This window comes from Clostridium sp. UBA3061 (genome assembly GCF_002367465.1).
GTDB classification, from domain to species: domain Bacteria; phylum Bacillota; class Clostridia; order Clostridiales; family Clostridiaceae; genus Clostridium_J; species Clostridium_J sulfidigenes.
The window spans coordinates 132835-157566 of sequence record NZ_DFCF01000015.1; the positions used below are offsets into that span (position 1 = coordinate 132835).

Consider the following 24732-nt stretch of genomic DNA (forward strand, 5'->3'; position numbering starts at 1 on the left):
TCATATATTAGTACTATAAAATATTAAAGAACTTTAAAGCTAAGGATTATAAGTAATGATAGAAAAGAAATTAAAAAACTAAGAAGATAAAAAATAAAGATATGGAGATGGAGATATGAATAGAATAGAGATAAAGAATGTTTACATGAATTATCATACACTATCTGCAGAGACTGTTGCTTTAAAAGATATTAACTTCACAGTAGACGGTGGAGAGTTCGTAAGTATAGTTGGACCTTCAGGATGCGGAAAATCCACACTTTTAAATATAGTATCTGGGCTTATTGAAGCTTCATCAGGAGATATATTAGTTGATGGACGTGTTCAAGAAGGGTACTCAGATAAAATTGGATACATGTTTCAAAAGGATCAACTTTTTGAGTGGTTAACGGTATTGCAGAATGTAAGTATAGGATTAAAAATTAAAAAAATGATGAATGATGATGCAAAAATAAAATTAGAGAAATTATTAAAAAACTATAATCTATGGGAGTTTAAGGACCATTATCCAAGACAGTTATCAGGCGGCATGAGGCAAAGAGTTGCTTTAATTAGAACCTTAGCTTTAGACCCAGAAGTTTTACTTTTAGACGAACCATTTTCAGCCCTAGATTATCAAACTAGACTCAATGTCAGTGATGAAATATACGAAATAATTAAAAATGAAGGTAAAACAGCCATTATGGTCACCCATGACATTTCAGAGGCTGTGTCTATGTCATCTAGGGTAATAGTGCTATCAAAAAGACCAGCAGTAATAAAGAAAATTATAAAGATAGAATTTGATGGAGAAAATCTAACTCCTTTAAAGTGTCGTGAACACAGTAAGTTTAGAGTATATTTTAATGATATATGGAAGGAGATGGATTATGATGATAAGTAAGGAACATGAAGAATATTTAAAGAAGGTAAAAAGAAACAGAAGAAAGATTATTTTTACTAGAATACTTATATTAGTTGCATTTTTTCTTCTTTGGGAAGTATTAGGCAATTTAAAGATTATTGACCCGTTTTTAACTAGTACACCATTAAGAATGTTTAAGAGTTTTATAAAGTTGTATAATGAGGGAGCTTTAATTAATCATATAACAATAACTTGTTTTGAAACTATAATTGGATTTACTTTAGGAACCTTTTTAGGGACTATAATTGCAATAATGTTGTGGTGGTCAGACTTTCTTTCAAATGTTTTAGATCCATATATTGTAGTCCTAAATGCACTTCCTAAAGTAGCTTTAGGACCTATAATAATATTCTGGGCAGGGAATGGAATGAAGGCAATTATAATCATGGCATTGTTAATTTCTATAATTTCTACAATAATAAGTATACTTTCAGGCTTTAGAGAAGTAGAAGAAGATAAAATAAAACTCTTAAAGACCTTTGGTGCGTCAAAGTTTAAAATTTTAACTAACTTAATCATTCCTGCTACGACACCAACTTTTATATCTGCACTAAAGATTAGTGTAGGACTTTCTTGGGTAGGAGTTATAATGGGAGAATTTTTAGTAGCAAAAAAAGGACTTGGTTTCTTAATAGTATATGGAGGACAAGTAGCACAATTAGATATGGTAATGATGAGTGTAGTTATTCTTTCAATAATTGCTTATTTAATGTATGAAGTAGTTCACTATTTTGAAAAAAAATATGCCACAAAGTTATAAAATAAAAAACAATCCATTACATTTATCAGATTTTAATAAGTGTAGTGGATTTATTATATTAATATAAGATGCTAGAGTATAATAAATGTTTATATTAATAATAGAAATAGTACAAGATTATGATATAATTAAGCATGCAGATAGGGGGAAAAATTATGAAGACAAAAAAAGCATTAGCGTACATAACGTTAATAGGTGTAGTGGTAGCTTGGGGAATTTCTTTTGTTAGTATAAAAGTAGTATTAGATGCATTTTCACCTGTAGCAATGGCCTTTGTTAGGTTTTTTATTGCCACTGTAACACTTATTATAATAAAACAATTTACAAATAAGGAGAAAGTTAATAAAGAAGATTATGGAAGATTGGCTGTTAGTGGAATTTTTGCTATCACCTTATATTTCTTCTTTGAAAATAATGGTATATTAAGGGTGTCTGCCAATTCAGCATCCATAATAGTAGCTACTTTACCTGTAGCAGCAATAATAGCAGATAAAATATTTTATAAAACAAAGATATCTAGATTAAGTGTAATTAGTATTATAGTATCTATATTTGGAATTTATTTAGTTATAGGAAAAGATGTAGTAGGTGGGTCTTTATCAGGATATCTTTATATGTTTGGTAGCGTAATAGCATGGTGTGGGTATTTAATAATTACAAAGCCTCTGTTTAAAAAATATTCTAACATAACAATTACAACCTATCAGTCTATTTTTGGTACACTAGCATTTATACCCTTATTACCTTTTGAAACTATAAATTTCCAGATGATTAATGGTAATATAATTTTAAATCTTTTATTTTTAGCATTAATATGTTCTTCTTTTGGAAACTTTGGATATAATTTTGCTTTTAAGGAATTAGATGTAGGTATATCTACTTTATTCTTAAACCTATGTCCTGTAGTTACTTTTATATTTAGTTTCTTTATACTTGGAGAAACTTTGAGATTTAGTCAAATAATAGGTTCAATAATTATTATATCAGCTGTATATATTGCAACTAAACCGCCTAAAGTACAATCAGAACTTGACGATAATATTAAAAAGGCGGATTTAAATTAATATTCTATAGGAGTTATATACTAGGGAGGGAGTACTATGAAAAAGCTTTTTGCATTGTTTATATTAGCACTTTCCTTTGTAGCATTAACAATTACATTTAACATATATATTTATGAAAGTAAAAAGGTTAGTGCTCTTCAAGATCATATGAGTTTTTTAGCTAGTAAGGGCAATGTTAGTTATATAAGTTCAGAGGAAGAAGCTAGGCTTGAAAAGGAAGAAAAGAGAAGGAAAAAAGAAGAAGAAAAGGCAGCAAAAGAAGAAGCTAAAAGAAAAGCTAAGGAAGAAGCAGAAGCTAAAAAGGCTGAAGAAAAGCGATTAAAAGAAGAAGAGCTTCAGAGAAAGAAAGATGAATTAGAAAAAGCATTAAATGCATCAAAGCAAATAAATCTAGATGTAGCTATAATTAATCAGTTGCCAGAATATAAAAATGGATGTGAGGCAACATCCTTAACTATGATGCTAAATTATGCAGGAGTTAACGTTAGTAAGGATTCTGTAATTGGAAAGGTCAAGAGGGATTTAACTCCAATTAAATATGACTCAAAAGGCAGTATAATAGAATGGGGAAATCCAAAGAAGGGATTTGTTGGAGATATAACAGGTAAAACTCCTGGATATTCTATAGATCCTGTGGCTCTTGCACCAGTAATAAATGAATACTTACCAGATAAAGCACTAGATTTGACAGGGTGTGATTATGGTGAGTTGGAAAATGTACTATCAAGTGGAAGACCAATTGTAGTATGGATAACATCTACTTTTAAAGAACCAAAAGTCTCTCATACTTGGACCAGTAATGGAACAGTTATAAAATCTTATTTTACTCAACATGCAGTATTAATCACAGGTATGGATGAGAATTCAATATATTATAATGATCCTTTAACTGGAGTTAAAAATGCAAAGGTTGATAAAAGCACATTTAAGTCAGTATGGACTAAGATGGGTAAAAAGGCATTATCCTATTATAAATAAAAATAAAAAACTCTATATCTAATCATAATACTAGATATAGAGTTTAAATTTTTATAAATAGGAGTACTGCTAGTTACCTAGAATTCCAACTGATGTTAAAGCATTAGATACTGCTTGTACTTCAGTTGAATTTGCTCCATATAAGTCTGTTGCAGCTTGTATTAAACCAAGTCTTGCTTGAGAGAAATTTGTAGTGGAGTTAAAATAAACAGTTAATGCTCTATAATATATATCAGCAGTTTTTTCACAGCCTATATTTTGAGCAACTAAATAAGCAGCTTTATTAGGAATCCCAGAGTTGATGTGAACTCCACCCCAGTCTCCAGATTCTGTGTTTGGTAGATTTTGATAATTATTCATGTGAGCAGGTTGATCATATAGTGTTGGATTTGCTAAGCTTCTTAATGCATCTCCTGATACTTTTGGAGTATAAATTTCATCTCCAACTACCCAATCAGAAGAATTGAATGTCCATTGACCGCCATTTGCAACATTGTACTTGTCGTAGGTTTGTACTAAAACACCTAGAACGTCTGACATAGATTCGTTTAATGCTCCAGATTGGTTTTCATAAGCAAGGTCTGCAGAGTTTGAAGTCACTCCATGAGTCATTTCGTGAGCAACTACGTCAAGATCTCCTGATAATGGAGCAAAATAGGATCCATCACCATCACCATAAACCATTTTATATCCATTCCAAAAAGCATTATTATAACGAGAGCCATAGTGTACAACAGAAGTTAAAGACATGCCTCTATTATCTAAACTATTTCTATTAAATAAATCTTTATAAAAATCATATACAACTTCTGCATAGCTATGGGCGCTTACTGCAGCTTTATCAGAAACTGTAGTACTAGAACTTGTCATTAAAGTACCCGTTGTTGTAGTTCTATAGTTAGCTGTATAAGTGTTTATAGTTCCAGTCATAGGTTTAGTAGTATCTTTTAATTGATATGAGTTAGTTTTATTTTGGTATAAATTTAACTCTCTAGTAGTACCATTTACAGCGATGCCTGTACCAGTAACTGGACCGGCTTCTCTTATTAAACTTTCTGTTTTTATAATATCACCACTATAAGCATCTACAAATATTTCCCAACTTTCCATTTCAGGAAGATCATAAGCAAGGTTTATTTTATAAACTTCATAAGCATTTTTATCGTCGAAGTATATATAATTTTCAGCTCTGACTTCTTCTGTTAATTCAGTAAATGTCTTAGAAGCTTTAGCTATTTCTATAGCTTTATCTGCAGTAAGGGGTTTATTATTCTTTTTAGTTACTGAGGATATTCTATTTTCTAAAGTTCCTGTTAGTCCAGTAATAACACCATTTTTATCAAAGTGTGCAGTTATAGTTTTTCCATAAACTTTTTTTCCGTCAAAGGTTTGCTGAAGTTTTATATGGGTAAATCCTAAATCATCTTGTTCAGCAGTGATAAGAGAAAAGTTATTTTTAATATTTTTCATATTGAATAGTGACATGTTTTCATTTAAGAAATCAATAACACTACTAGAAGATGGATTAACAGTTTCCGATAGGATACCGCTTATAAATAGTTTCATTCCATCTTTGTTGTCAATGTGAACTTTCTCCTTACCTTTGTTTAAATTTTTGAATTCCTTTAAGATATCTGCTTTATTTTTTGTAGGTTTTTCTAAGCCTTGTGCACTTACAGGTTGAAAAGTGAAGGTTGCAGCTAAAGCTACAGTTGCAAGAATTGAAATTAGTTTTTTGTCCATAAGATCATCCCCTTATTAATATTATACTTTTATTATATATTTTTGTATCAAAAATGCTATAAAAAGTTTAAGTCAAATTACTTTAACAGTTTACAGTGAAACACTGAATATTACATATTGTATCACGAAAAATGTAGTATCTTGTAAATAAATTTTTATTTTCATCTTAAAATTCTATGAAGATATAAAAAAAGAATATATTTTTATGGAATAATATGTATTTGAGATACATATTATATATAAATGTAGTATCCAATTTATTGTAGTATGAATTTAAAAATGATATGATTTAAGATGAAGTAGAAAATAAAAAATTAAAACTTAGGTATAGAAGGGGTTTAATAAGAAGGCTATGGATAGAAGTGTGGAGTTTATAAGTGGAAATAAAAAAATAAAGTTATTAAGAAAACAACTAAGAATGACTCAGCAAGAATTTCAAGATTCTCATTTTACCAGAGGATATTTAGGTTTATTGGAAAATGGAAGAAGGAATATTACATTACAGGCATCAAAGATTATTACCGAAAAGTTTATGAAAAAAGCAAAAGAATTGAATATTGAATTAGAGCTAGAAGAAGATTATTTTTCAAGAAGTGTGGAAGAAGATGCTAAATTATATTGTGAAAAAATCCTTAAAAATGATTTATCCATGGATGAGTTAAACGAAATTATGAATATTGGAGAAGAGTATAACTTAAATTCAATTGAAGCCAAGGTATACAGAAGAAAGGGAGATCTTTATTTTGGAGAAAATCAATATCTAGAAGCCTATAAAAATTATTTTTATTCTATGGATATTTTAAGAGGTGAAGAGCTAAATAGTGAAATATGTTACGTTTATAATAGATTAGGTTATTGTAAATTTTTACTTCTTGACTATGAAGAGGCTATTGTATATTTTAATAAAGCAATATATAATGCAGAAATGTTTAAGGATGAAAAGGTTTTAAGGTATGCTACATATAATTTGTCAGTAGCATATAGCTGTATAAATAAATTTCAAGAAGCTATAGATATTATAAATAAATTTATTCATAGGATTGACGTGGAAAAAAGATTTTTAAATTATGTTTATGTGAATATATTAAAGGCCAACTGTTATGAAGGATTAAATGAAATAGATAATGCTATAACAATACTTCAGGAGTTAATTGAAATAGTAAAGGAAGAAAATGATGAGGAAAGTACTAAGATACTAGGACTCATATATAACAATCTAGGTTCCTTATATAGACGAGAAGAAAAATTATCTAAGGCATTGGATTACTATAATAAATCTCAACAAATTAGAAATAAGGTTGATAATAAAAATGTATCTCACACCTTAATTGAAAAGGCCAATATCTATGTTAATAAAAAGCTTTATGACGAAGCTATAATGATAATAGAACTTGGTATTGAAAAAGCTAACGAATATAATGATTATGAGTATATATTTAAGGGCTATGAACTCCTTGAGAAAATTTACTGTGAATTAAATATGAAAGAAGAATTAGAAAAGATTATAGAAGCTGCTATTGGGGTTTTGAAAAATACTAATAATTCAGATTTGAAGATAAAATATTATACTAAACTTCAAGAACTTTATTTTAAAAATAAAGAATATGAAAAGGCTGAAAAGTGTTTATATATGATACAACATTTATTGCAATCTGTTTCTTTCAATGATAAAATATGTATAAAGGAGGTGCTTTGATAAATGAGTAAGTTTTGTAAAAAAATGTGTGTACTAGGAATTTTTGTTTTACTATGTGCAACAGTTATTGGTATTCCTAAAAATGGAGAACATCCACCACTATTAGGAAGTATTAGCTCAAGTGAATTACTATAGTTTATAGTTAATGAAAGTGGCTATTTTAATATGGAGCTATCTATTTTAAAATAGCTCTTTTTACATATAGAATTAAAAATTAGTATAATAAAAGGACTGAGATTATCTCAGTCCTTAGTTACATTAAATTCTGTTTACTCAATTATCTTTCTTTACTATCAATTTCTTTGACAATTCTTTCAATGAATTTATCTATAGAAATTGAACCCTCATCTCCGTTTTTACGGCTTCTTACTGCAACTTCTTTATTTTCAGCTTCTTTTTCTCCTACAACTAAGATATAAGGAGCTCTTTCATTACGTGCTTCTCTAATCTTATAACCAATTTTTTCTGCTCTGTAGTCAACTTCAACCCTAATATTATTTTTCTTAAGTTCAGCATAAACTTCATCAGCATAGTCATGATACTTCTCAGAGATTGGAAGTAGTTTAACTTGAACTGGTGCAAGCCATACTGGGAATGCTCCTGCATACTTTTCAATAAGAAGGGCAAGAGTTCTTTCATAGCAACCAATAGAAGTTCTATGAATAACATATGGATATTTTTCTTGCCCATCCTTATCTACATAAGTCATTCCAAATCTTTCAGCAAGAGAGAAGTCTATTTGAGCTGTAATTATAGTGTCCTCTTTACCATGAACATTTTTAATCTGAAGATCAAGTTTAGGACCATAGAAGGCAGCTTCACCAACAGCTTCAGTATATTCAATTCCAAGATGATTTAAGATTTCTCTCATCTTATTTTGAACTGCATTCCAAGCTTCAGGTTCTCCAATATATTTTTCTTTATTATTTTCATCCCATAGAGATAATCTATAACTAATATCTTCTCTAAGACCTAGAGTATCAAGCATATAGTTAATCAAGTCAACTACCCCTTTAAACTCATCTTCAAGTTGATCTGGTCTACATGCAAGGTGACCTTCAGAAATTGTAAATTGTCTTACACGAATTAATCCATGCATTTCTCCAGAAGATTCATTTCTAAATAATGTAGAAGTTTCAGCATATCTTAGAGGTAAGTCTCTATAACTTTTAGATTCAGCTTTATAAACTGTGAATTGGAATGGACAAGTCATAGGTCTTAATGCAAATACTTCATTATCCTTTTCTTCATTACCTAGTACAAACATTCCTTCTTTATAATGGTCCCAGTGTCCAGATATTTTATATAAATCACTTTTAGCCATTAATGGTGTTTTAGTTAAAAGGTAGCCTCTTTTTTGCTCTTCATCTTCAACCCATCTTTGAAGAAGTTGAACAATTCTAGCACCCTTAGGCATTAGAAGAGGTAGACCTTGACCTATTGGTTCAGAGGTAGTAAATAACTTTAGTTCTCTTCCAAGCTTATTGTGGTCACGTTTTTTAGCTTCTTCTACAGCTTCTAGGTATTCATCTAGTTCTGCTTTCTTTGTAAAGGCAGTTCCATAAATACGAGCAAGCATTTTATTTTTTTCGTTTCCTCTCCAATAAGCTCCTGCAAGTTTAGTTAACTTGAAAGCTTTCACTGGTTTTGTAGTCATTAAGTGAGGCCCAGCACAAAGGTCAGTAAACTCACCTTGTTTATAGAAAGTTATGATTTCACCTTCTGGTAGATCTTCTATAAGTTCTACCTTATAAGGTTCATCTTGTTCCTTCATAAGTTTAATCGCTTCTTCTCTTGGAAGTTGAAAACATTCAATTGATAAATCTTCCTTAACTATTTTTTTCATTTCAGCTTCTATTTTATCTAAATCTTCGTTAGAAAATCCACCTTCAAGGTCGAAGTCATAGTAGAAGCCATTATCTATAGCGGGTCCTATAGCAAGTTTTGCTTCAGGAAATAGTCTTTTAACAGCTTGTGATAATATGTGAGCAGCTGTATGTCTAAAAGCTCTTCTACCTTCATCCTCATTAAAAGTTAAAATATTCAATTCACAATCCTCTTTAACTATATAACGAAGGTCTACAGTTTTTCCATTTACTGTTCCAGCTGTAGCGACTCTAGCGAGTCCTTCAGAAATACTTTTTGCAATTTCAATAATACTCATTTCATTTTCTAATTCTTTAACTGATCCATCTTTTAAAGTAATTTTAATCATTTAAAAATCTCCCTTCTATATCTAATATTCTAGCCAAAAGCTTTAAGTGAGAGTCCAAATCTTTGATTTGGTTCCTCGAACTTACTCCACCGAATGTATGTGAGATGGAGTTTCATATCGAGCAAAGCGAGAAAAGTAAATCTTTGATTTGGTCCTCGAATTTACTTCATCCAACCTATGTGAGATGTAGTTTCATCTTATATAAAATAAAAAAACTCGTCACTTTTCATAAAGAAAAGGGACGAGGTATACCCGTGGTTCCACCCAAATTGTCCTTAAACTTATTAAAATTAGATTATAAAGATAACTAATTTAACAAATTGATATAAAGGACCACTTTAAAAACTATAACGTAGTTAACGGACTTTATTAGAGTCACTCAGAGGTGGTCTTCAACATGATTTATTTAAAAGCAATTTCAGCTACTGTGCTTTCTCTCTGTAAATAAAGTGACATATCTACTGTCCTCTTCATTGCGATAATATTATTAGTTATTATTCTATTATATCATAAATCTTAGGTTATGATGCAGAAATTATTAACTTTATTTTAACATATATATGTTTAATGTCAACATAAATTGTTAAGTAAATAAAGAATAATAAGAAAGGATTACATTTAATTTATATTTATGTAAATTTATAATATGTTAGCGAAATAAATAGTATAATTATATTAAGGATTGCTTGAAATTAAGAAATATTTAAGTGAAAATATATAATTAGAGGTGAGGATATACTATGAATCGTAATACTAATCTAAATGTTATGGATGAAATGTACTATAGTGATTTATGGATAAGATTATGCAAGAGAAGTAAAGATATTATTCTCACTAAGGATGAAATAAAAAAGTACAATGCTGAAGGAATTAAAAAGGGATATATTTATGATATATTTAATGAACCCAATGAAGTAGCTAAAGAATATGTAGTTACTATGATAAATTGTGTAAGTAAGATTCCGGAAGGTGATAGATACAAGAATGGTAGTAAAGTAAACAAGGAATATTATGATAAACTTATTGATGATATGAATTTAAAAGAAATAAAGGACAAGATTTCTATAGAATATGGATTGGTGGTAAAGAGGGGAAGTATAAGAACATTTCCTACTAGTGATAGAGTGTTTAAGGGGGATAAAGAATATGATTTAGACAGATTTATGGAAAGTGCTATATATGCAGCGGAACCTTGTATTATATATGCTTTTAGTAAAGATGGAAAATGGTGTTTTTGCAAAACCTATAATTATTTAGGATGGATTAAAAAAGAGAATATAGCTTTTGGAAGTAAAAAAGAAATAGAAGAATATTGTAAATGCAAAGATTTCATTGTAGTTACAGGTAAAAAGATAAATCTCGGTTATAATCCTTTTATAGAGGCATTAAGAAATTTAGATATTGATATGGGAGTAAAACTACCAATAGAAACTAATTTGAGCAAGGAAGAATTAATTTATGATATGTATAGTGAAGGTAATTATGTAGTTAAGTATCCACTAAGAGAAAGTAATAGTAAATTAAAGTTTACTAATATTTTAATTCCATACAATGAAGATGTTCATAGAGGATATTTAAAATGTAACAGAAGTAATATATTAAAACAAATATTTAAATTCCAAGGAGAAAGGTATGGGTGGGGTGGAGAATTCAATGGAAGAGATTGTTCTTCCCTTATCATAGATACCTTTAGAAGTTTTGGAATACAATTTCCAAGAAATAGTGGTGATCAATTAAAAAAATCAGTTGGGAAAACATTGCTTGTTCATAAAGAAATGACTTATCATGAAAGATTGAAAATGTTAGATAGCTTGAAACCTGGAACCCTTATATTTTTAAATGGGCATGTAGCTATGTTCATAGGGAATTATAAAAATAGTCATTATATAATTCACGATGTTATAGGAGTATTTGTAAATAAAAAGGATTATGAAAAGAAAAATAAAGGGCAGAAGGAACAGGTTAATGAAGAAAAGATATACTTAGGAATAAAGGGTGTAACAGTATCTGAATTAAAAGAGATATACACCTCTAGTGGAAAACCATATGTTGAAGAGATTATTGGAATTAAGGACATATTCAATTAAAGTTAGAAGCAAAGTAATAGTAACAAAAAACAAAATATAGAAAAGATTATTTAAGAAAGGGATAAACTAATGAATCAATGGCTATACGGAATAGATAAGGGTATAACTGATGCTATACATTTTGGGTTACAGAATAAAATTTTTGATACTATGATGCCATTCATAACAAGGCTGGGAGATGCAGGGTTTATATGGATAGCAATTAGCATTATTCTTATATGCACTAAAAAATATAGAAAAGTAGGAATAACAAGTTTACTAGCAATATCTATAGGTACAATTTTAACAGAGGGAGTAATAAAGCATTTAGTGGAGAGAGTAAGACCCATTATTGCATATCCTATAGATAATCCTCTAATAAAACTGCCTATTAGTTTTTCTTTTCCATCAGGGCATACTGCATCTTCTATAGCTGTAGCATATGTACTTTCCACATATATTAAGAGATATAAGTTTTATTTCATATCTTTGGCAATCTTAATAGGTTTTTCTAGAATATATTTGTATGTTCATTATTTTTCGGATGTATTAGGTGGAGCAGTAGTTGGACTTGTAAGTGGAATTCTAGCTGTGTATATAATGGGGAAAATTAATAAACGAAAAGAAAAAAATTGGAATATAAGCATATAAAATAACTAAAGGGGTGTCTCAAAATAAGCTAAATTTTATTAAAGTACAAGCTCAATACTTAGTAAGATTTAGTGAATTATTTTGAAACAACCCTTATAAATAGATTTTGTAATTGGGTAAAGTTATAAAATTTAATTGTTAATTTATAAAACGAATATCAGCTGAATTGTGATTTAAAGGTCTAAATACATATCCTTGAGCTTTTAAACCTTCAAGAATTTTTGGCATTGCATCTAATGTGGTATATTTGAAGTTTGTATCATGCATTAATATATTAGCTGTATTAACGTTAGAGCTACCATCAAGAACACTTTTTATTATACTTTTTTCATCCAATGTTACCTTAGTAGCATCTGAAGAATCAACATTCCAGTCAAAATAGGTGTACCCACGGTCTTTTAGGGCTTTAAAAATACAATGAGGCATATTTTTATGTTCACTCATATATCCTGTATTTGAACCACCTGGGAATCGTAAAATTTTAGAGGGTTCTTTACCGGTTATTTCTTTTAGCTTATTATCAAGAGCTTCCACATCACTAATAAAGGCCTTAGTAGATGAATAAATCTTTTGATAATTATGACTATATGTATGGTTAGCAAGAACATGTCCACGATTAACGATTTCTCTATAAATGTCATCAAAGCCTTCTTTGTATATTACAAAAAAAGTCGCTTTAGCATTGTATTTGTCAAGTACATCTAACAGTTTTAAGGTATTAGATGAAGGACCATCGTCAAAGGTTAAATGAGCAATCTTTTTTTGTGACATTACCTTATCATATGCGGATTGTTTTTCACTTAGTTCTTTTTCTAACTTAATATTTTCTGCAAGTATAGAGTTGTTAGACGATGATAAAGAATCGATTTCTTTTATTAGATTACTTTGCTTACTAGAAGATACAAACATTTTTGTTGTTGCTAATACTGATATAAAAAAACATAAACATAAAGCTGATAAGGATATAATACTTAATATAGAGGGTTTCTTTCTTCTTCTTCTTCTAATATTCCCTTTTGATGATTCAAGATTAATATTGTAATTCATGATTTTAGCTCCTTATGTTAATTATTAATTTCAGCAAGTTCGTCAAGTAAGGCATCTAAATCTGAACTTGACTCTAGCAAGGTCTTATTTGCTTTATGTAAATTAGCCTTTGTAGCTTTAAGGGATTCTATTTCAGTAGATAATTCATTATTTTTAAACTGGTATTCTTTCTCCTTTGAATTAGCAAAGACTGAAATTCCTATAAATATGAAGCAAAATATAGAAGCCATTACACAGAGTTTACCATGTGAGTTATTATGTTTTTTAGAATGAAATAAAGTATTTTTCATAAGAATCTCCTTTAATTAGTTATTATGTTTTATACTAATAATTATAAAGGAAATATTATGTATAATCATTACGAAATAGTAACAATTTGAAAACTTTTTTGTTGTTTTTTATATTTTAAATTTAATTGTAAACAGTTTTGTGGTATAAATTACATTGTAAAATTAAATAGGTGTATTTAAGGAGAAGGTATAAGTATGTATATTAACATGCCAAGGTATATAGAGAATTGTATTAATGACATAGAAAGAAATGGCTTTGAAGCGTACATAGTAGGTGGGTGTGTAAGAGATAGTATTATAGGTAAAAAGCCTAATGACTGGGACATATGTACCTCAGCAACTCCAAAGGAAATAAAGGAAATATTTATAGATAAAAAAACTATAGATGTAGGAATTGAACATGGAACAGTGGTAGTATTAATGGAAAATGAAGCAGTAGAAATAACTACATTTAGAGTAGATGGGAATTATTCCGATGGGAGAAGACCAGATAGAGTAGAATTTACTTCAAAACTTATAGATGATTTAGGAAGAAGAGATTTTACTATAAATGCTATAGCTTATAATCATAAAATAGGAATAATAGATTATTTTAATGGAATTAAGGATATAGAAAATAAGGTTATAAGGTGTGTAGGAGAACCAAATAAAAGATTTAAAGAAGACTCATTAAGGATAATGCGAGGATTAAGATTTATGGCACAGTTAAACTACAAAATAGAAAAAGAAACTCTAATTGCCATAGAGAATAACAAGGAGCTTTTTAAGAAAATTTCTAGGGAGAGAATAATTGTAGAGTTAAATAAGCTAATACTATCTGATTACCCTGGTGATGGAATTAAATATATGCTTAGTATGGGAATTATGCCTATATTAGTACCTTATCTATATAAAGATAAAGAAAAATATATTTATGATTTCTTTAAGGTAAAAGAATGTATTAAGGTTATAGAGGGATGTCCTAAAAAACTTTATGTGAGATTAACTGTATTTTTGTACTATATATTAAAAAGTAATAAAGATGAAAATAATATAAGAATTGATTATAAAGAGAATACATCTAAGTTAATACCTAAGCAAGACATAAAGATAAGCATTAAATGTAAAGAAATTCTTAAAGAACTTCATTATGATAATAGGACAATAAAGAACGTAAGTACACTTATAGCATATTATGATACTCCAATTTATGAAGATAAAGCATATCTTAAAAGGCTATTACAAGGAACAGGATTAGATGTATTAGGAGAATTAATAGTTGTAAAAGATATAACGAAAACATTTTTAAAAGAAGAAAACTTAGAAATGATAACTCAATTCAATTTAAATAAGACGAGAATAGAATTAATTTTAGATGAAATTATGAAAAATGAAGAAGTCTATAGGAAGACTGACTTGAAAATTACAGGAAAAGATTTAATAAATTTAGGGGTAAAAGAAGGCATAGTAATAGGAAAAATATTAGATGAATTATTAGAAATGGTTATTAAAGATCCTAAATATAATAATAAAGAAAAGCTAACTATATATGTAAAAGAAATATATGAAAAGTATAAAAGCAATGAAAATAAATAAAAAATAAGACCACTATGATTTAATCAATTAGTTAATCATAGGGTCTCTTACCTTATCTATATTCATGGTGTTTAGGATTTACTGAAACTTTTTCTACAGCTCTAATAACTTGAGCAGTTATACAGATTTCTTCTTGCTTGTCAATTTCATTTAAAGCAGTAGTATAAATTTTACCTTCTTCACTAACCACATACTTGGGTTTTATAGAATTTAGGGCAAGAGCAGACATATCATCAAGGCACTTTTGACAAGTGCAAATATTAGGATAATCTTTAAGCACACTTTTTAAAACATGTTCAACTTGATCTTCTGCATAATTTTTGTAAGGTGGCATAAAAAAATTCCTTTCCAACATAAGTCTATTGGTAATTATTTTTAATTACCAATAGACTTTAATTAATTATTTTAAGTAAAATTATAATTCCATTTTCTTAACGTTTTCTGGGATTATAAGATCTGCAAGTGTTGCATTTTTTACATCTTCAATAGTAGCTTCTGGTCCAAGTTCCTTAAGAACAAGACCTTCTGAAGTTACTTCAAGAACTGCCATTTCAGTAATAATTAAGTTTACTTGATGAGCAGCAGTTAAAGGAAGTGTACATTTCTTTAATATTTTTGGATTACCTTTAGCTGTATGTTCCATAGCTACTATAACTTTTTTAGCGCCAACAACTAGGTCCATAGCTCCGCCCATTCCAGGAACCATTTTACCAGGAATCATCCAGTTTGCAAGGTTTCCTTCTTGGTCAACTTCTAAAGCTCCAAGTACAGTAGCAGCAACATGACCGCCTCTGATTATTCCGAAAGATACAGAAGAATCAAAGAATGCAGCTCCAGGGATAACAGTAACATGTTGTCCGCCAGCATTTACTAGGTCTTTTTGCTCTTCTCCAGGAGCAGGAGCAGCACCAATTCCTATGAATCCATTTTCAGATTGTAATGTTACATCTATGCCTTCTGGTATATAGTTAGCTACCATTGTTGGAAGACCTATACCTAGATTAACTACGTCTCCATCGTTAAGTTCTTTTGCAACTCTTTTAGCAATGACTTCTCTTATCATGTTCTTATCCATGTTAGTTCTCCCCCTTTACTATATAATCAACAAAGATATATGGTGTCATAACTACGTTTGGATCTATATCTCCAACTTCTACAAGCTCTTCAGCTTGAACGATTACAGTATCTGCAGCAGTAGCTATTAAAGGATTGAAGTTTCTTGTTGCTTGATTGTAGTATACGTTTCCTTTTTTATCAACCTTTGAACCGAATAAAAGAGCAACATCTGCTTTAAGAGGTTTTTCAAGAATGTATTCTTGTCCATCAACAGTAATAACTTCTTTACCATCTTGTACAATTGTTCCAAGGCCAGTTGGAGTTAAGAATCCACCAAGACCAGCTCCGCCACATCTGATTCTTTCAGCAAGAGTTCCTTGAGGTGATAATTCTACTTCCATTTCTCCAGAATTCATTTGGTTTCCAGTTTCTTTGTTTGTACCAATATGTGATGCAATAGTTTTCTTAACTTGTTTGTTAACTATTAACTTACCAATACCTCTATCTGGAAATCCAGTATCGTTTGCTATGATAGTTAAATCTTTAACGCCTTTTTTAACTAAAGCATCTATAATAGCTTCTGGAGTACCTACAGCTAAAAATCCACCAATCATAACAGTCATTCCATCTTGAATTTTAGCAACTGCTTCATCAATTGAAATAAGTTTATTCATATGTTAAACCCTCCATAAATAAAAAATTTTCTTCCATACTAGTTTACCCCTAATTTAAACATTTTGCAATGTATAAAGGCTGATTAAATTTTTAATTAAAAAACTAATGAAATTATTTATTTTAAATTATTAAGGTCTAATTTTGTTAAATATTACACGAAATACTTAAAACTATATTTTCTTCATTTAATATATCTATCTATATAAATAGGTATATATGGAACTATTTATATAGATAAATATAAAACTAGTTACCTAGGAAACTATATAAATATATAACTAGTTAACTAGTTGTTCTCGCCACAAGGGTTTCAGGGATTTTGATATTTTAAAAGTGGAAGAAAAGCTGTATTAAAAGAGAAAGAATTTATAGATTTATTATTTTTGATTTAATTATAATAATGGGTAAGTATAGAGATGTTTAGATACTTATAAATAAGCTAAGGATATTAAAAAAGAATCATTGGTTTATGCTATAATTAGGTAATAATAAAGTAAGAAAGACACTATAAGAAATTGTGAAATATATAAGGATATTTAAAAGTTAGGAAGTGAGATTTTGGGAATTAGATTTATTTACGGCAGAGCAGGTACAGGTAAGAGTTATACCTGTATTGAAGAAATCTATGAAAAATCCTTTGATAATAAAACTCCATTAATATTAATAGTTCCAGAGCAGTTATCCTTTAGAGCAGAGAAGGCTCTCATTGAGAGGATTGGTGCCACTGGAATAAATAATGTACATCTTTTAAGTTTTAAAAGATTAGCTTTTACTATTTTTAATGAAGTAGGTGGAGTAACTCATAAGTACATGAATGATACAGGAAAAGCAATAATTGTAGGAAGAGCTATAGATGAGTCAAAAGATAAACTTAGCATATTTAAGCAAGCTACAAAACAAAAGGGGTTTATAGATAAAATCATAGGAGTACTTACGGAATTTAAAAGACATAAAATTACTCCACAGACTCTTAAAGATTTAAAGGAAAATGTGGATGAAAGTTCACTACTAGTGGATAAGTTAAGTGATATTGAAGCAATTTATTCAAAGTTTCAAGATAAACTTAGTGAAGGATATTTTGATCCTGAAGATAATTTAACCATTTTAAAAGGAAAGATTGAAGAAAGTAGGTTTTTAAAGGGAGCAGAAGTGTGGATAGATGAATTTAGTGGCTTCACTCCTCAGCAATATGACATCATAGGAAAACTTTTAAGAGTGTGTGCCAATGTCAATATAACAATACCCTATGGTGGGGATGAGGTCAAAGATAAAAATGAGGATACTAATCCTTTTTATCCAATTTATACTACAGAAGAAAAGCTTACAAAACTTGCACAAGATTATGGATACTATCCTAAAAATAATCTTCATTTACACATTGGACATAGATTTAAAGAAAGTGAGGAATTGTCCTTCTTAGAGGAAAACTACTTTAATAATAGGGGAAAAGCATTAAAAACTCCTACAAAAAATATAAGTATATTTAAAGCTCAGAATCCCTATGGAGAAGTAGAATATGTAGCCAAGGAAATATTGAAACTAGTTAGAGAGAAGGACTTTAGATATAAGGACATTATAGTTATAAGTAGAGATTTGGAAAACTATAAGGACATAGTTAGAGTAATATTTGAAGAATATGAGATTCCATTTTTTATTGATGATAAGGAAGATATAGCTTCAAATCCATTGGTTATATATATAACTTCACTTTTAAACATATTTTCTAAAGGCTTTAGAGATAATTCCATAGTTAATTATTTTAAAAGTGGTTTTGCAAATTTATCACCATCAGAAGTAGATTTACTAGAGAATTATGTTTTAGAGTTTGGTATTAAAACTAGGAAAAAGTGGATAGATGATAATGATGAGTATTGGAGAGAGAGTTCTAAGTATGAGAATATAATAGAAATAAAAAATAAAGGAATAGAGCCTCTCATTAAATTAGAGGAGAAATTAAAAGGTAAACATAAGGTTAAAGATATTTGCTCAAGTATTTATAAATTCTTAGTTGATAATAGAGTTTATGAAAATGTAAATGAATATATAGAGAAATTTAAAAGAGATAATAATCTTTTATTAGTGGATGAGTATAGTAGTATCTGGAATATGCTTATTGAGCTTTTAGATCAGTTTGTAGATATTCTTGGAGAAGAAGTGGTGACCATTGAAGAGTTTAATAATATCCTATCTATGGGCATATCCCATAATAAAATGGGGTTAATTCCTACATCTATGGATCAAGTAGTGATAGGAAGTGCTGAGAGAATAAAGGCTCAAGAGGTAAAGGTAGCTATAGTTGTTGGTGTAAATGATGGGGTACTTCCAAGGATTACAGGAGATGAAGGTCTATTTAATGATAATGATAGAATAGTGTTTAAAAATAATAATATAAGTGTGGCAGATAATAGCTTTGAACTAGCCTTTGGAGAACAATATTTAATATACAATTTGCTAAGTATTGCAAGTAATCTACTATATATTACCTATCCAATTGCTGATTTAGAAGGAAAGACTAAGAGATATTCCATGGTGATTTCAAGGTTAAAAGCCTTATTTCCTAATGTTTTGGAGAATACAGATATATTAAAGGATGAAGTTGGAGAAGATGAAAAAGGCATAGTAGGAAAAACTCCTACCTTTAATAATTTAATAAAAAAGCTCCATGAATATATAGAGAAAGATGAGATAACAGACCTTTGGAAGGAGATATATAGATATTATTATAAGGAGCCAGAATATAGAGAAAAACTTCTCAAGGTAATAAGTGGCTTTACATATAAAAATCATATAGAAGCCATAAGTAAAGATAAAATAAGGCAATTATATGGGAAAAGTCTCAGTGTATCTAAAATAGAAGCCTATGCAAATTGCTCCTTTGGCTATTTTGTAAAGTATGGTCTTAAAGCTAAGGAAAGAAAGATTTATACCTTTGCACCCCTGGATTTTGGAAATCTAATTCATGAAGGCCTTGAAAAGTTTTCTAAAAGAGTAGAGAAAGAAAAAGCGGTGTGGGGAACTTTAGATAAAGAATTTTGTGAAAGAGTTATAAGTGATGTTATATCAGAGCTTATAAATTCTGAGGAACATAGAATATTAAAAAGTTCTAAGAGATATGAATATGTAGCTACAAGGGTAAAAAGAATTTTATACAGAATGGTGTTAATTATTAATGAGCAGATGGAAAGGGGAACTTTTCAGCCTATAGGCTATGAAATTTCCTTTGGATTTGAAAAAGATGATTATTATCCACCAATACCAATAATTTTATCCACAGGAGAAGTAGTAAAATTACAAGGAAAGATTGATAGAGTGGATAAAACCTCAATAGATGGGGTTAATTATTATAGAGTTGTGGATTATAAAACAGGAAAAATAGACTTAGATATAAATGATGTATATAATGGATTAAAAATTCAGTTACTAACTTATTTAGATGCAATTTTAACTCTTGAACAAGAGAAAGTGTCTAAAAAACCAGTGGTATCGGAAGGAAAAGGAAGAACCATGCCAGGAGCTATGGTATATCTTTCTGTAGATGATCCAATAATGGATGGGTCTAAAAAACTTACCATGGAGAATTTAGAAGAAGAAGTATTAAAGGCGTTAAAAATGAAGGGAATCGTCATAAGAGATTTAAAGGTAATTAAGGAAATGGATAAAACCATAGAAAAAGGAGGAACCTCTTCCATAATTCCTGTAGCTTTAAATAAACCCAAAAAGGGTAGTGATGAAGCCGAATTTTCAAAGAATAATAGCTCAGTGATAACCTATGAAGGTTTTAATGTGCTTAGAAGTCACATGAAGGAAAAGGTTAGAAAAGTCTGTGAAGATATGTTAGAGGGAATTATAGAAGTAACTCCATGTAAAAATGGAAAAAGCTATTACTGTGAATTTTGTGAGTTTTCTTCTATATGTCAGTTTGATGAAACAATGGGGATTAATAATTTTAAAGTAATGCCTAGAAAAAATAAAAAAGAACTTCTTCAGCAGCTTGAAGTAGAGGGAAAAGGAGGTGAAGGTAATGAGTAGCGTAAAGTGGACAGAGGACCAACAAAAGGCCATTGATATTAGATATAGAAACACATTAGTATCTGCAGCAGCAGGTTCTGGAAAAACTGCAGTTTTAGTTGAAAGAATTATAAAAATTATCACAGATAGAGATAATCCTGTGGATATTGATAAATTACTTATAGTAACCTTCACTAATGCAGCAGCGGCAGAGATGAGAGAACGTATAGGAGAAGCTATTAATAAAAGAATTAAAGAGGAGCCTAATAATAGAAACCTCCAAACTCAATTAATACTTCTTAATAAGGCAAGTATATCAACTCTTCACTCCTTTTGTTTAAACCTAATTAAAAATAACTTTCATCAATTAGATATAGAACCAAACTTTAGAGTTGGGGATACTACGGAGATAAATCTTTTAAAGGTAGAAGCCTTAGAAGAACTTATGGAAGGGAAATATATTGAAGGAAAAGAGGAATTTATAGAGCTAGTAGAGAGTTATTGTGATAATAAAAGTGATAGAGCATTGGCAGAAATGGTGCTAAGATTATATAACTTTTCTATGAGTATGGGTGCTCCTGTAGCTTGGCTAAAATCCAAATCCGAAATTTTCAATGTGGGTGAAGATTTTTCCTTTGAAAAATTACCTTTTAAGGATGCCTTACTAAAAGAATTAAGAGAAGATATAATAAATGCTTTAGAGATAAATAATGAAGGGTTAGATTTTGTACTAAATAATCCTATTATTGATAAATATAAGGCTGCCTTTGAAAATGATGGAGAAATATTAGAGAGAACTTTAACAATAATTGAAGGTGAACTAAAGGAAGATAGACAATACATTGAAGAAACTGGTTTTGGAAGAATTCCAACTTTAACAAAGTTAACAGAGGAAGAGAAAGTAATACAAAAAAAAGCCAAGAATTTAAGAGATGCTGCTAAGGAAATATATGTGGAGGTAAAGAGTAAGATATTAAATGCTACTTCTGAGGAAAATATTAAAATTACTAAAAAACTTTATCCACTAATGAAGGAACTAACAAACCTAGTAATAGAATTTAAAGATATCTTTGATAAGAAAAAGAGAGAACGAGGTATCATAGATTTCAATGACCAGGAACATTTTGCCCTTGAAATTTTAAGAGATAAGGAGGATAAAAATAAACTATCAAGCATTGCGTTAGAGCTTAAAGATAAATTTGAAGAAATACTAGTAGATGAATATCAAGATTCAAATAGTGTTCAGGAAGAAATAATCAATCTTATTTGTAGAACAGAAAAGGATACAAGAAACGTATTCATGGTTGGAGACTTAAAGCAAAGTATATATAGGTTTAGAATGGCAAAGCCCGAGCTATTTAAAAATAAGAAAGAAACCTACACTAAAAATGGAGATGACTATAATGCTCTTATTACTCTCCATAAAAATTTTAGAAGTAGAAGAGAGGTTATAGACGGGATAAACTATATCTTTAATGCTGTTATGAGTGAGGATGTAGGGGAACTAGCCTATGATGAAAGTGAAGAGCTCAAGGTTGGGACCAGTTATAAAGAGTTTTTAGGTGAAGGTAATATTGGTGGAGAGGTGGAATTTAACCTTATAAACCTTGATTATGAAGATGTTGAAGCTAATGAAAATAATGAAATAGAAGAAGAGCTTCAAGAACAAAGTGATATCACAAGTAGTGAGGAAGAACTGGATAAAGAAGAACTAGATTCTATGCAGCTAGAGGCTAGATTTGTGGCAAAACGAATAAGAGAGCTAATGGAGCATCATGGGGAAAATTCATTAAAGGTATATGATAAGAACTTAGATGATTATAGAAGAGCTACCTATAAAGATATGGTTATTCTTTTAAGGTCAAGTAATAAGCTTTCTCCTATATTTATAGAAGAATTCAAAAGAGTAGGAATTCCTCTTTTCTCAGAAGGGGGAGGGGGGTATTTTGATACTCTTGAAGTAAAGACAGTTATAAGTGCTTTAGAAATTATAGATAATCCAATACAAGATATTCCTCTAATTGCTGTATTAAGGTCACCTATTGGTGGATTCACTACAGAAGAGTTAGCGGATATAAGAATTTCTAATAAAAATGTGAGTTTTTATCATGCCATGGTAGGCCTTTTAGATTATGAGAAAAAGGATTATGAAGATGAAAACCTTAGTGATACTTGGGAAGAAATCTATAATAATACTGGTCTAAAAATAAAAATAAAAACCTTCCTAGATAAAATAAATAACTGGAGATTAGAAAGTAAATATACCCCTATAAATCAGCTCATATGGGAAATCATAACGGATACAGGCTACTACGGTTATGTGGGAGCATTGCCTGGAGGAGAGCAAAGACAGGCTAACTTAAAAATTTTATTTAAGAGAGCTAAGGATTTTGAAAGAACTAGCTATAGAGGTTTATATAATTTTATAAATTTTATCAATAATATAAAAACTAGTAGTGAAGATATGGGAAGTGCTAAAATCATAGGAGAAAATGAAGATGTAGTAAGAATCATGAGTATTCATAAAAGTAAGGGCTTAGAGTTTCCTATAGTATTTCTCTGTGGTCTTGGTAAAAGATTTAATGAAGGTGATTTAAAAGGCAAGATACTATTCCACCATGAATTAGGTTTTGGACCTACTTATATTGATTTAGATAATAGAGTTAGTTATAACACATCTCAAAGGGAGTTTATAAGCAAAAAAATTCAAGGGGAAAACAAGTCAGAAGAGATGAGACTTTTATATGTTGCCCTAACTAGAGCAAAGGAAAAATTAATCTTAGTTGGAAGTGGTAAGGCTCTAGATAAGAAAATTGAAAAATGGTCTGGGGCAGGTATAGATGAAAATGGAAGTATAAAATCAACCTATGTAAAAAATCAAAAAAATTATATGGATTGGATAGGAGCTTCTCTTATAAATCATAAAGCTGGAGAACCCCTAAGGCATTATAATGAAAATATTTTAAAGGAAGATTTTAAAGAAGATCATAGTAGATTTAAGGTAGGTATATATTCTAGAGAAATTTTTGAAGAAATAGAAGATGCAGCCTTAGAAGAAGTGCCAGTAAAGGAAAAAATAAATAAACTTTTAGATAATGCTGATGAAAATATAAGTAAAGATTATTATAAAGTAATTAAAAAAAGATTAGAATTTACTTATAAATATGAGGAAGCAACAAAGCTGCCTACAGTAATAACTGTTACAGAGTTAAAAGAGCTTCACAATAATCTACCAGAAGCCAATAGAGAAAATAATCTATATATAGAAGGTGATGGTTTAGATGAAGATAATTATAAAACTATAACCTATGGAGATGAAGTAGAAGGACCGAGAAAGTTTAGGCCTCTAATGCAAACACCACTATTTCTTCAAGAAAAAAAAGGATTAACTCCATCAGAGGTGGGAACTGCTTATCACAATATAATGCAAAGATTAGACCTAAGTGGTGACCTTTCTAAAGATGACCTTACAAGGCAAATTAATACCATGGTAGAGAAGGAGTTAATAACCTTTGAAGCAGCAAAATCAGTTAAGGTAGATAAAATTCTTAAGTTTTTACAGAGTAACATAGGAAAAAAAGTAATAGAAGCTTTTAAAGAAAACTCTTTAAAAAGAGAGCTGCCTTTTAGAGTGGAAATCAGTGCTTCTACTATTTATCCTAATGTTAGTAAAGAAACTTACTTAGAGGAAAAGATGCTTTTAAGAGGAGTTATAGACTGTTACTTTGAAGAGGGAGAAGAAGGGATTATTTTAGACTATAAAACTGATTATGTAAAAGCAGATAATATAGAAGAAATTAAAGAAAGATATAAAGTGCAATTAGATTATTATAGTAAAGCTATAAAAGATGCCTTTAAGAAAGAAAAAGTAAGGAAATACTTATACTTATTTTCACTAGATAAAGAAGTTGAAGTAGAATAATAGAAAAGGTATGCCATAAAATGAGGCATACCTTTTATTATTAGAGGAGAATATTAATAGATTTCTGTAGTGAATTATTTTT

18 protein-coding genes and 1 other annotated feature are annotated in these 24732 nt (G+C 29.5%); of the genes, 11 read left to right on the forward strand and 7 right to left on the reverse strand.

All coding sequences use genetic code 11. From position 1 onward, the window contains the following. Nucleotides 1-115: 115 nt before the first annotated feature. From B2P65_RS14720 to B2P65_RS14735, 4 genes are all read left to right on the forward strand, one after another. Nucleotides 116-883 (forward strand): ABC transporter ATP-binding protein, encoded by a 768-nt coding sequence (locus B2P65_RS14720; RefSeq protein ID WP_035135130.1) that lies wholly within the window; start codon nucleotides 116-118, stop codon nucleotides 881-883. Continuing rightward, nucleotides 870-1664 carry an ABC transporter permease gene (locus tag B2P65_RS14725; RefSeq protein WP_414632451.1) on the forward strand — a complete coding sequence of 265 codons (795 nt, stop codon included), beginning with the start codon at nucleotides 870-872 and terminating at the stop codon, nucleotides 1662-1664. The genes B2P65_RS14720 and B2P65_RS14725 overlap by 14 nt, the downstream gene beginning before the upstream one ends. Before the next feature lie 155 nt (nucleotides 1665-1819). Further along, nucleotides 1820-2728, forward strand: coding sequence for a DMT family transporter (locus tag B2P65_RS14730; protein ID WP_346847713.1), 909 nt, complete (start codon nucleotides 1820-1822; stop codon nucleotides 2726-2728). A 36-nt stretch (nucleotides 2729-2764) separates the two neighbouring features. Further along, on the forward strand, nucleotides 2765-3706 hold the full coding sequence (locus B2P65_RS14735) for a C39 family peptidase (RefSeq protein WP_346847712.1): 942 nt from the start codon (nucleotides 2765-2767) through the stop codon (nucleotides 3704-3706). 69 nt (nucleotides 3707-3775) lie between these two features. Here B2P65_RS14735 and B2P65_RS14740 read toward each other — a convergent pair whose 3' ends face one another. Beyond that, nucleotides 3776-5449, reverse strand: a complete 1674-nt coding sequence (locus B2P65_RS14740; RefSeq protein WP_346847711.1) for a M4 family metallopeptidase — start codon at nucleotides 5447-5449, stop codon at nucleotides 3776-3778. Between the two features lie 352 nt (nucleotides 5450-5801). Between B2P65_RS14740 and B2P65_RS14745 the strand changes: the two genes are divergently transcribed. Next, nucleotides 5802-7145 carry a helix-turn-helix transcriptional regulator gene (locus B2P65_RS14745; RefSeq protein WP_346880418.1) on the forward strand — a complete coding sequence of 448 codons (1344 nt, stop codon included), beginning with the start codon at nucleotides 5802-5804 and terminating at the stop codon, nucleotides 7143-7145. A 3-nt stretch (nucleotides 7146-7148) separates the two neighbouring features. Continuing rightward, nucleotides 7149-7280 (forward strand): hypothetical protein, encoded by a 132-nt coding sequence (locus B2P65_RS14750; RefSeq protein WP_346880419.1) that lies wholly within the window; start codon nucleotides 7149-7151, stop codon nucleotides 7278-7280. Between the two features lie 142 nt (nucleotides 7281-7422). Here B2P65_RS14750 and thrS read toward each other — a convergent pair whose 3' ends face one another. Then, nucleotides 7423-9360: a threonine--tRNA ligase gene (gene thrS / locus B2P65_RS14755; RefSeq protein ID WP_346847708.1), complete on the reverse strand. Its 1938-nt coding sequence runs from the start codon at nucleotides 9358-9360 to the stop codon at nucleotides 7423-7425. Between the two features lie 234 nt (nucleotides 9361-9594). Continuing rightward, nucleotides 9595-9843: a binding site (T-box leader), on the reverse strand. A gap of 257 nt (nucleotides 9844-10100) precedes the next feature. Between thrS and B2P65_RS14760 the strand changes: the two genes are divergently transcribed. Together B2P65_RS14760 and B2P65_RS14765 are read left to right on the forward strand one after the other, a co-directional pair. Further along, on the forward strand, nucleotides 10101-11447 hold the full coding sequence (locus B2P65_RS14760; RefSeq protein WP_346880420.1) for an SH3 domain-containing protein: 1347 nt from the start codon (nucleotides 10101-10103) through the stop codon (nucleotides 11445-11447). A 69-nt stretch (nucleotides 11448-11516) separates the two neighbouring features. Next, nucleotides 11517-12077, forward strand: a complete 561-nt coding sequence (locus B2P65_RS14765) for a phosphatase PAP2 family protein (RefSeq protein WP_346847706.1) — start codon at nucleotides 11517-11519, stop codon at nucleotides 12075-12077. A gap of 138 nt (nucleotides 12078-12215) precedes the next feature. Here the strand turns inward: B2P65_RS14765 and B2P65_RS14770 are convergent, their stop codons facing one another. Further along, on the reverse strand, nucleotides 12216-13124 hold the full coding sequence (locus B2P65_RS14770) for a polysaccharide deacetylase family protein (protein WP_346880421.1): 909 nt from the start codon (nucleotides 13122-13124) through the stop codon (nucleotides 12216-12218). A gap of 17 nt (nucleotides 13125-13141) precedes the next feature. Further along, a complete protein-coding gene (locus B2P65_RS14775) occupies nucleotides 13142-13414 on the reverse strand; it encodes a hypothetical protein (RefSeq protein ID WP_346847704.1) in 273 nt (90 codons plus the stop codon). 195 nt (nucleotides 13415-13609) lie between these two features. On the opposite strand from B2P65_RS14775, the gene B2P65_RS14780 reads away from it, so the two are divergent. After that, nucleotides 13610-14989, forward strand: coding sequence for a CCA tRNA nucleotidyltransferase (locus tag B2P65_RS14780; RefSeq protein ID WP_346847703.1), 1380 nt, complete (start codon nucleotides 13610-13612; stop codon nucleotides 14987-14989). Between the two features lie 52 nt (nucleotides 14990-15041). On the opposite strand, the gene B2P65_RS14785 is transcribed toward B2P65_RS14780, so the two are convergent. The 3 genes from B2P65_RS14785 to atoD all read right to left on the reverse strand — a co-directional run bounded on the left by B2P65_RS14785 (nucleotide 15042) and on the right by atoD (nucleotide 16719). Further along, entirely contained in the window at nucleotides 15042-15323 is a 282-nt protein-coding gene (locus B2P65_RS14785; RefSeq protein WP_346847702.1) for a late competence development ComFB family protein, read from the reverse strand. 81 nt (nucleotides 15324-15404) lie between these two features. Further along, nucleotides 15405-16064: a 3-oxoacid CoA-transferase subunit B gene (locus B2P65_RS14790; protein ID WP_035135145.1), complete on the reverse strand. Its 660-nt coding sequence runs from the start codon at nucleotides 16062-16064 to the stop codon at nucleotides 15405-15407. A gap of 1 nt (nucleotide 16065) precedes the next feature. Next, the gene (gene atoD, locus B2P65_RS14795; RefSeq protein ID WP_035135146.1) at nucleotides 16066-16719 is read right to left on the reverse strand and encodes an acetate CoA-transferase subunit alpha; all 654 of its coding nucleotides are present in this window, start codon (nucleotides 16717-16719) and stop codon (nucleotides 16066-16068) included. A 559-nt stretch (nucleotides 16720-17278) separates the two neighbouring features. On the opposite strand from atoD, the gene addB reads away from it, so the two are divergent. Together addB and addA are read left to right on the forward strand one after the other, a co-directional pair. Next, the gene (gene addB, locus B2P65_RS14800; protein WP_346880422.1) at nucleotides 17279-20749 is read left to right on the forward strand and encodes a helicase-exonuclease AddAB subunit AddB; all 3471 of its coding nucleotides are present in this window, start codon (nucleotides 17279-17281) and stop codon (nucleotides 20747-20749) included. Next, entirely contained in the window at nucleotides 20742-24650 is a 3909-nt protein-coding gene (gene addA / locus B2P65_RS14805) for a helicase-exonuclease AddAB subunit AddA (protein WP_346880423.1), read from the forward strand. The genes addB and addA overlap by 8 nt, the downstream gene beginning before the upstream one ends. Nucleotides 24651-24732 lie beyond the last annotated feature (82 nt).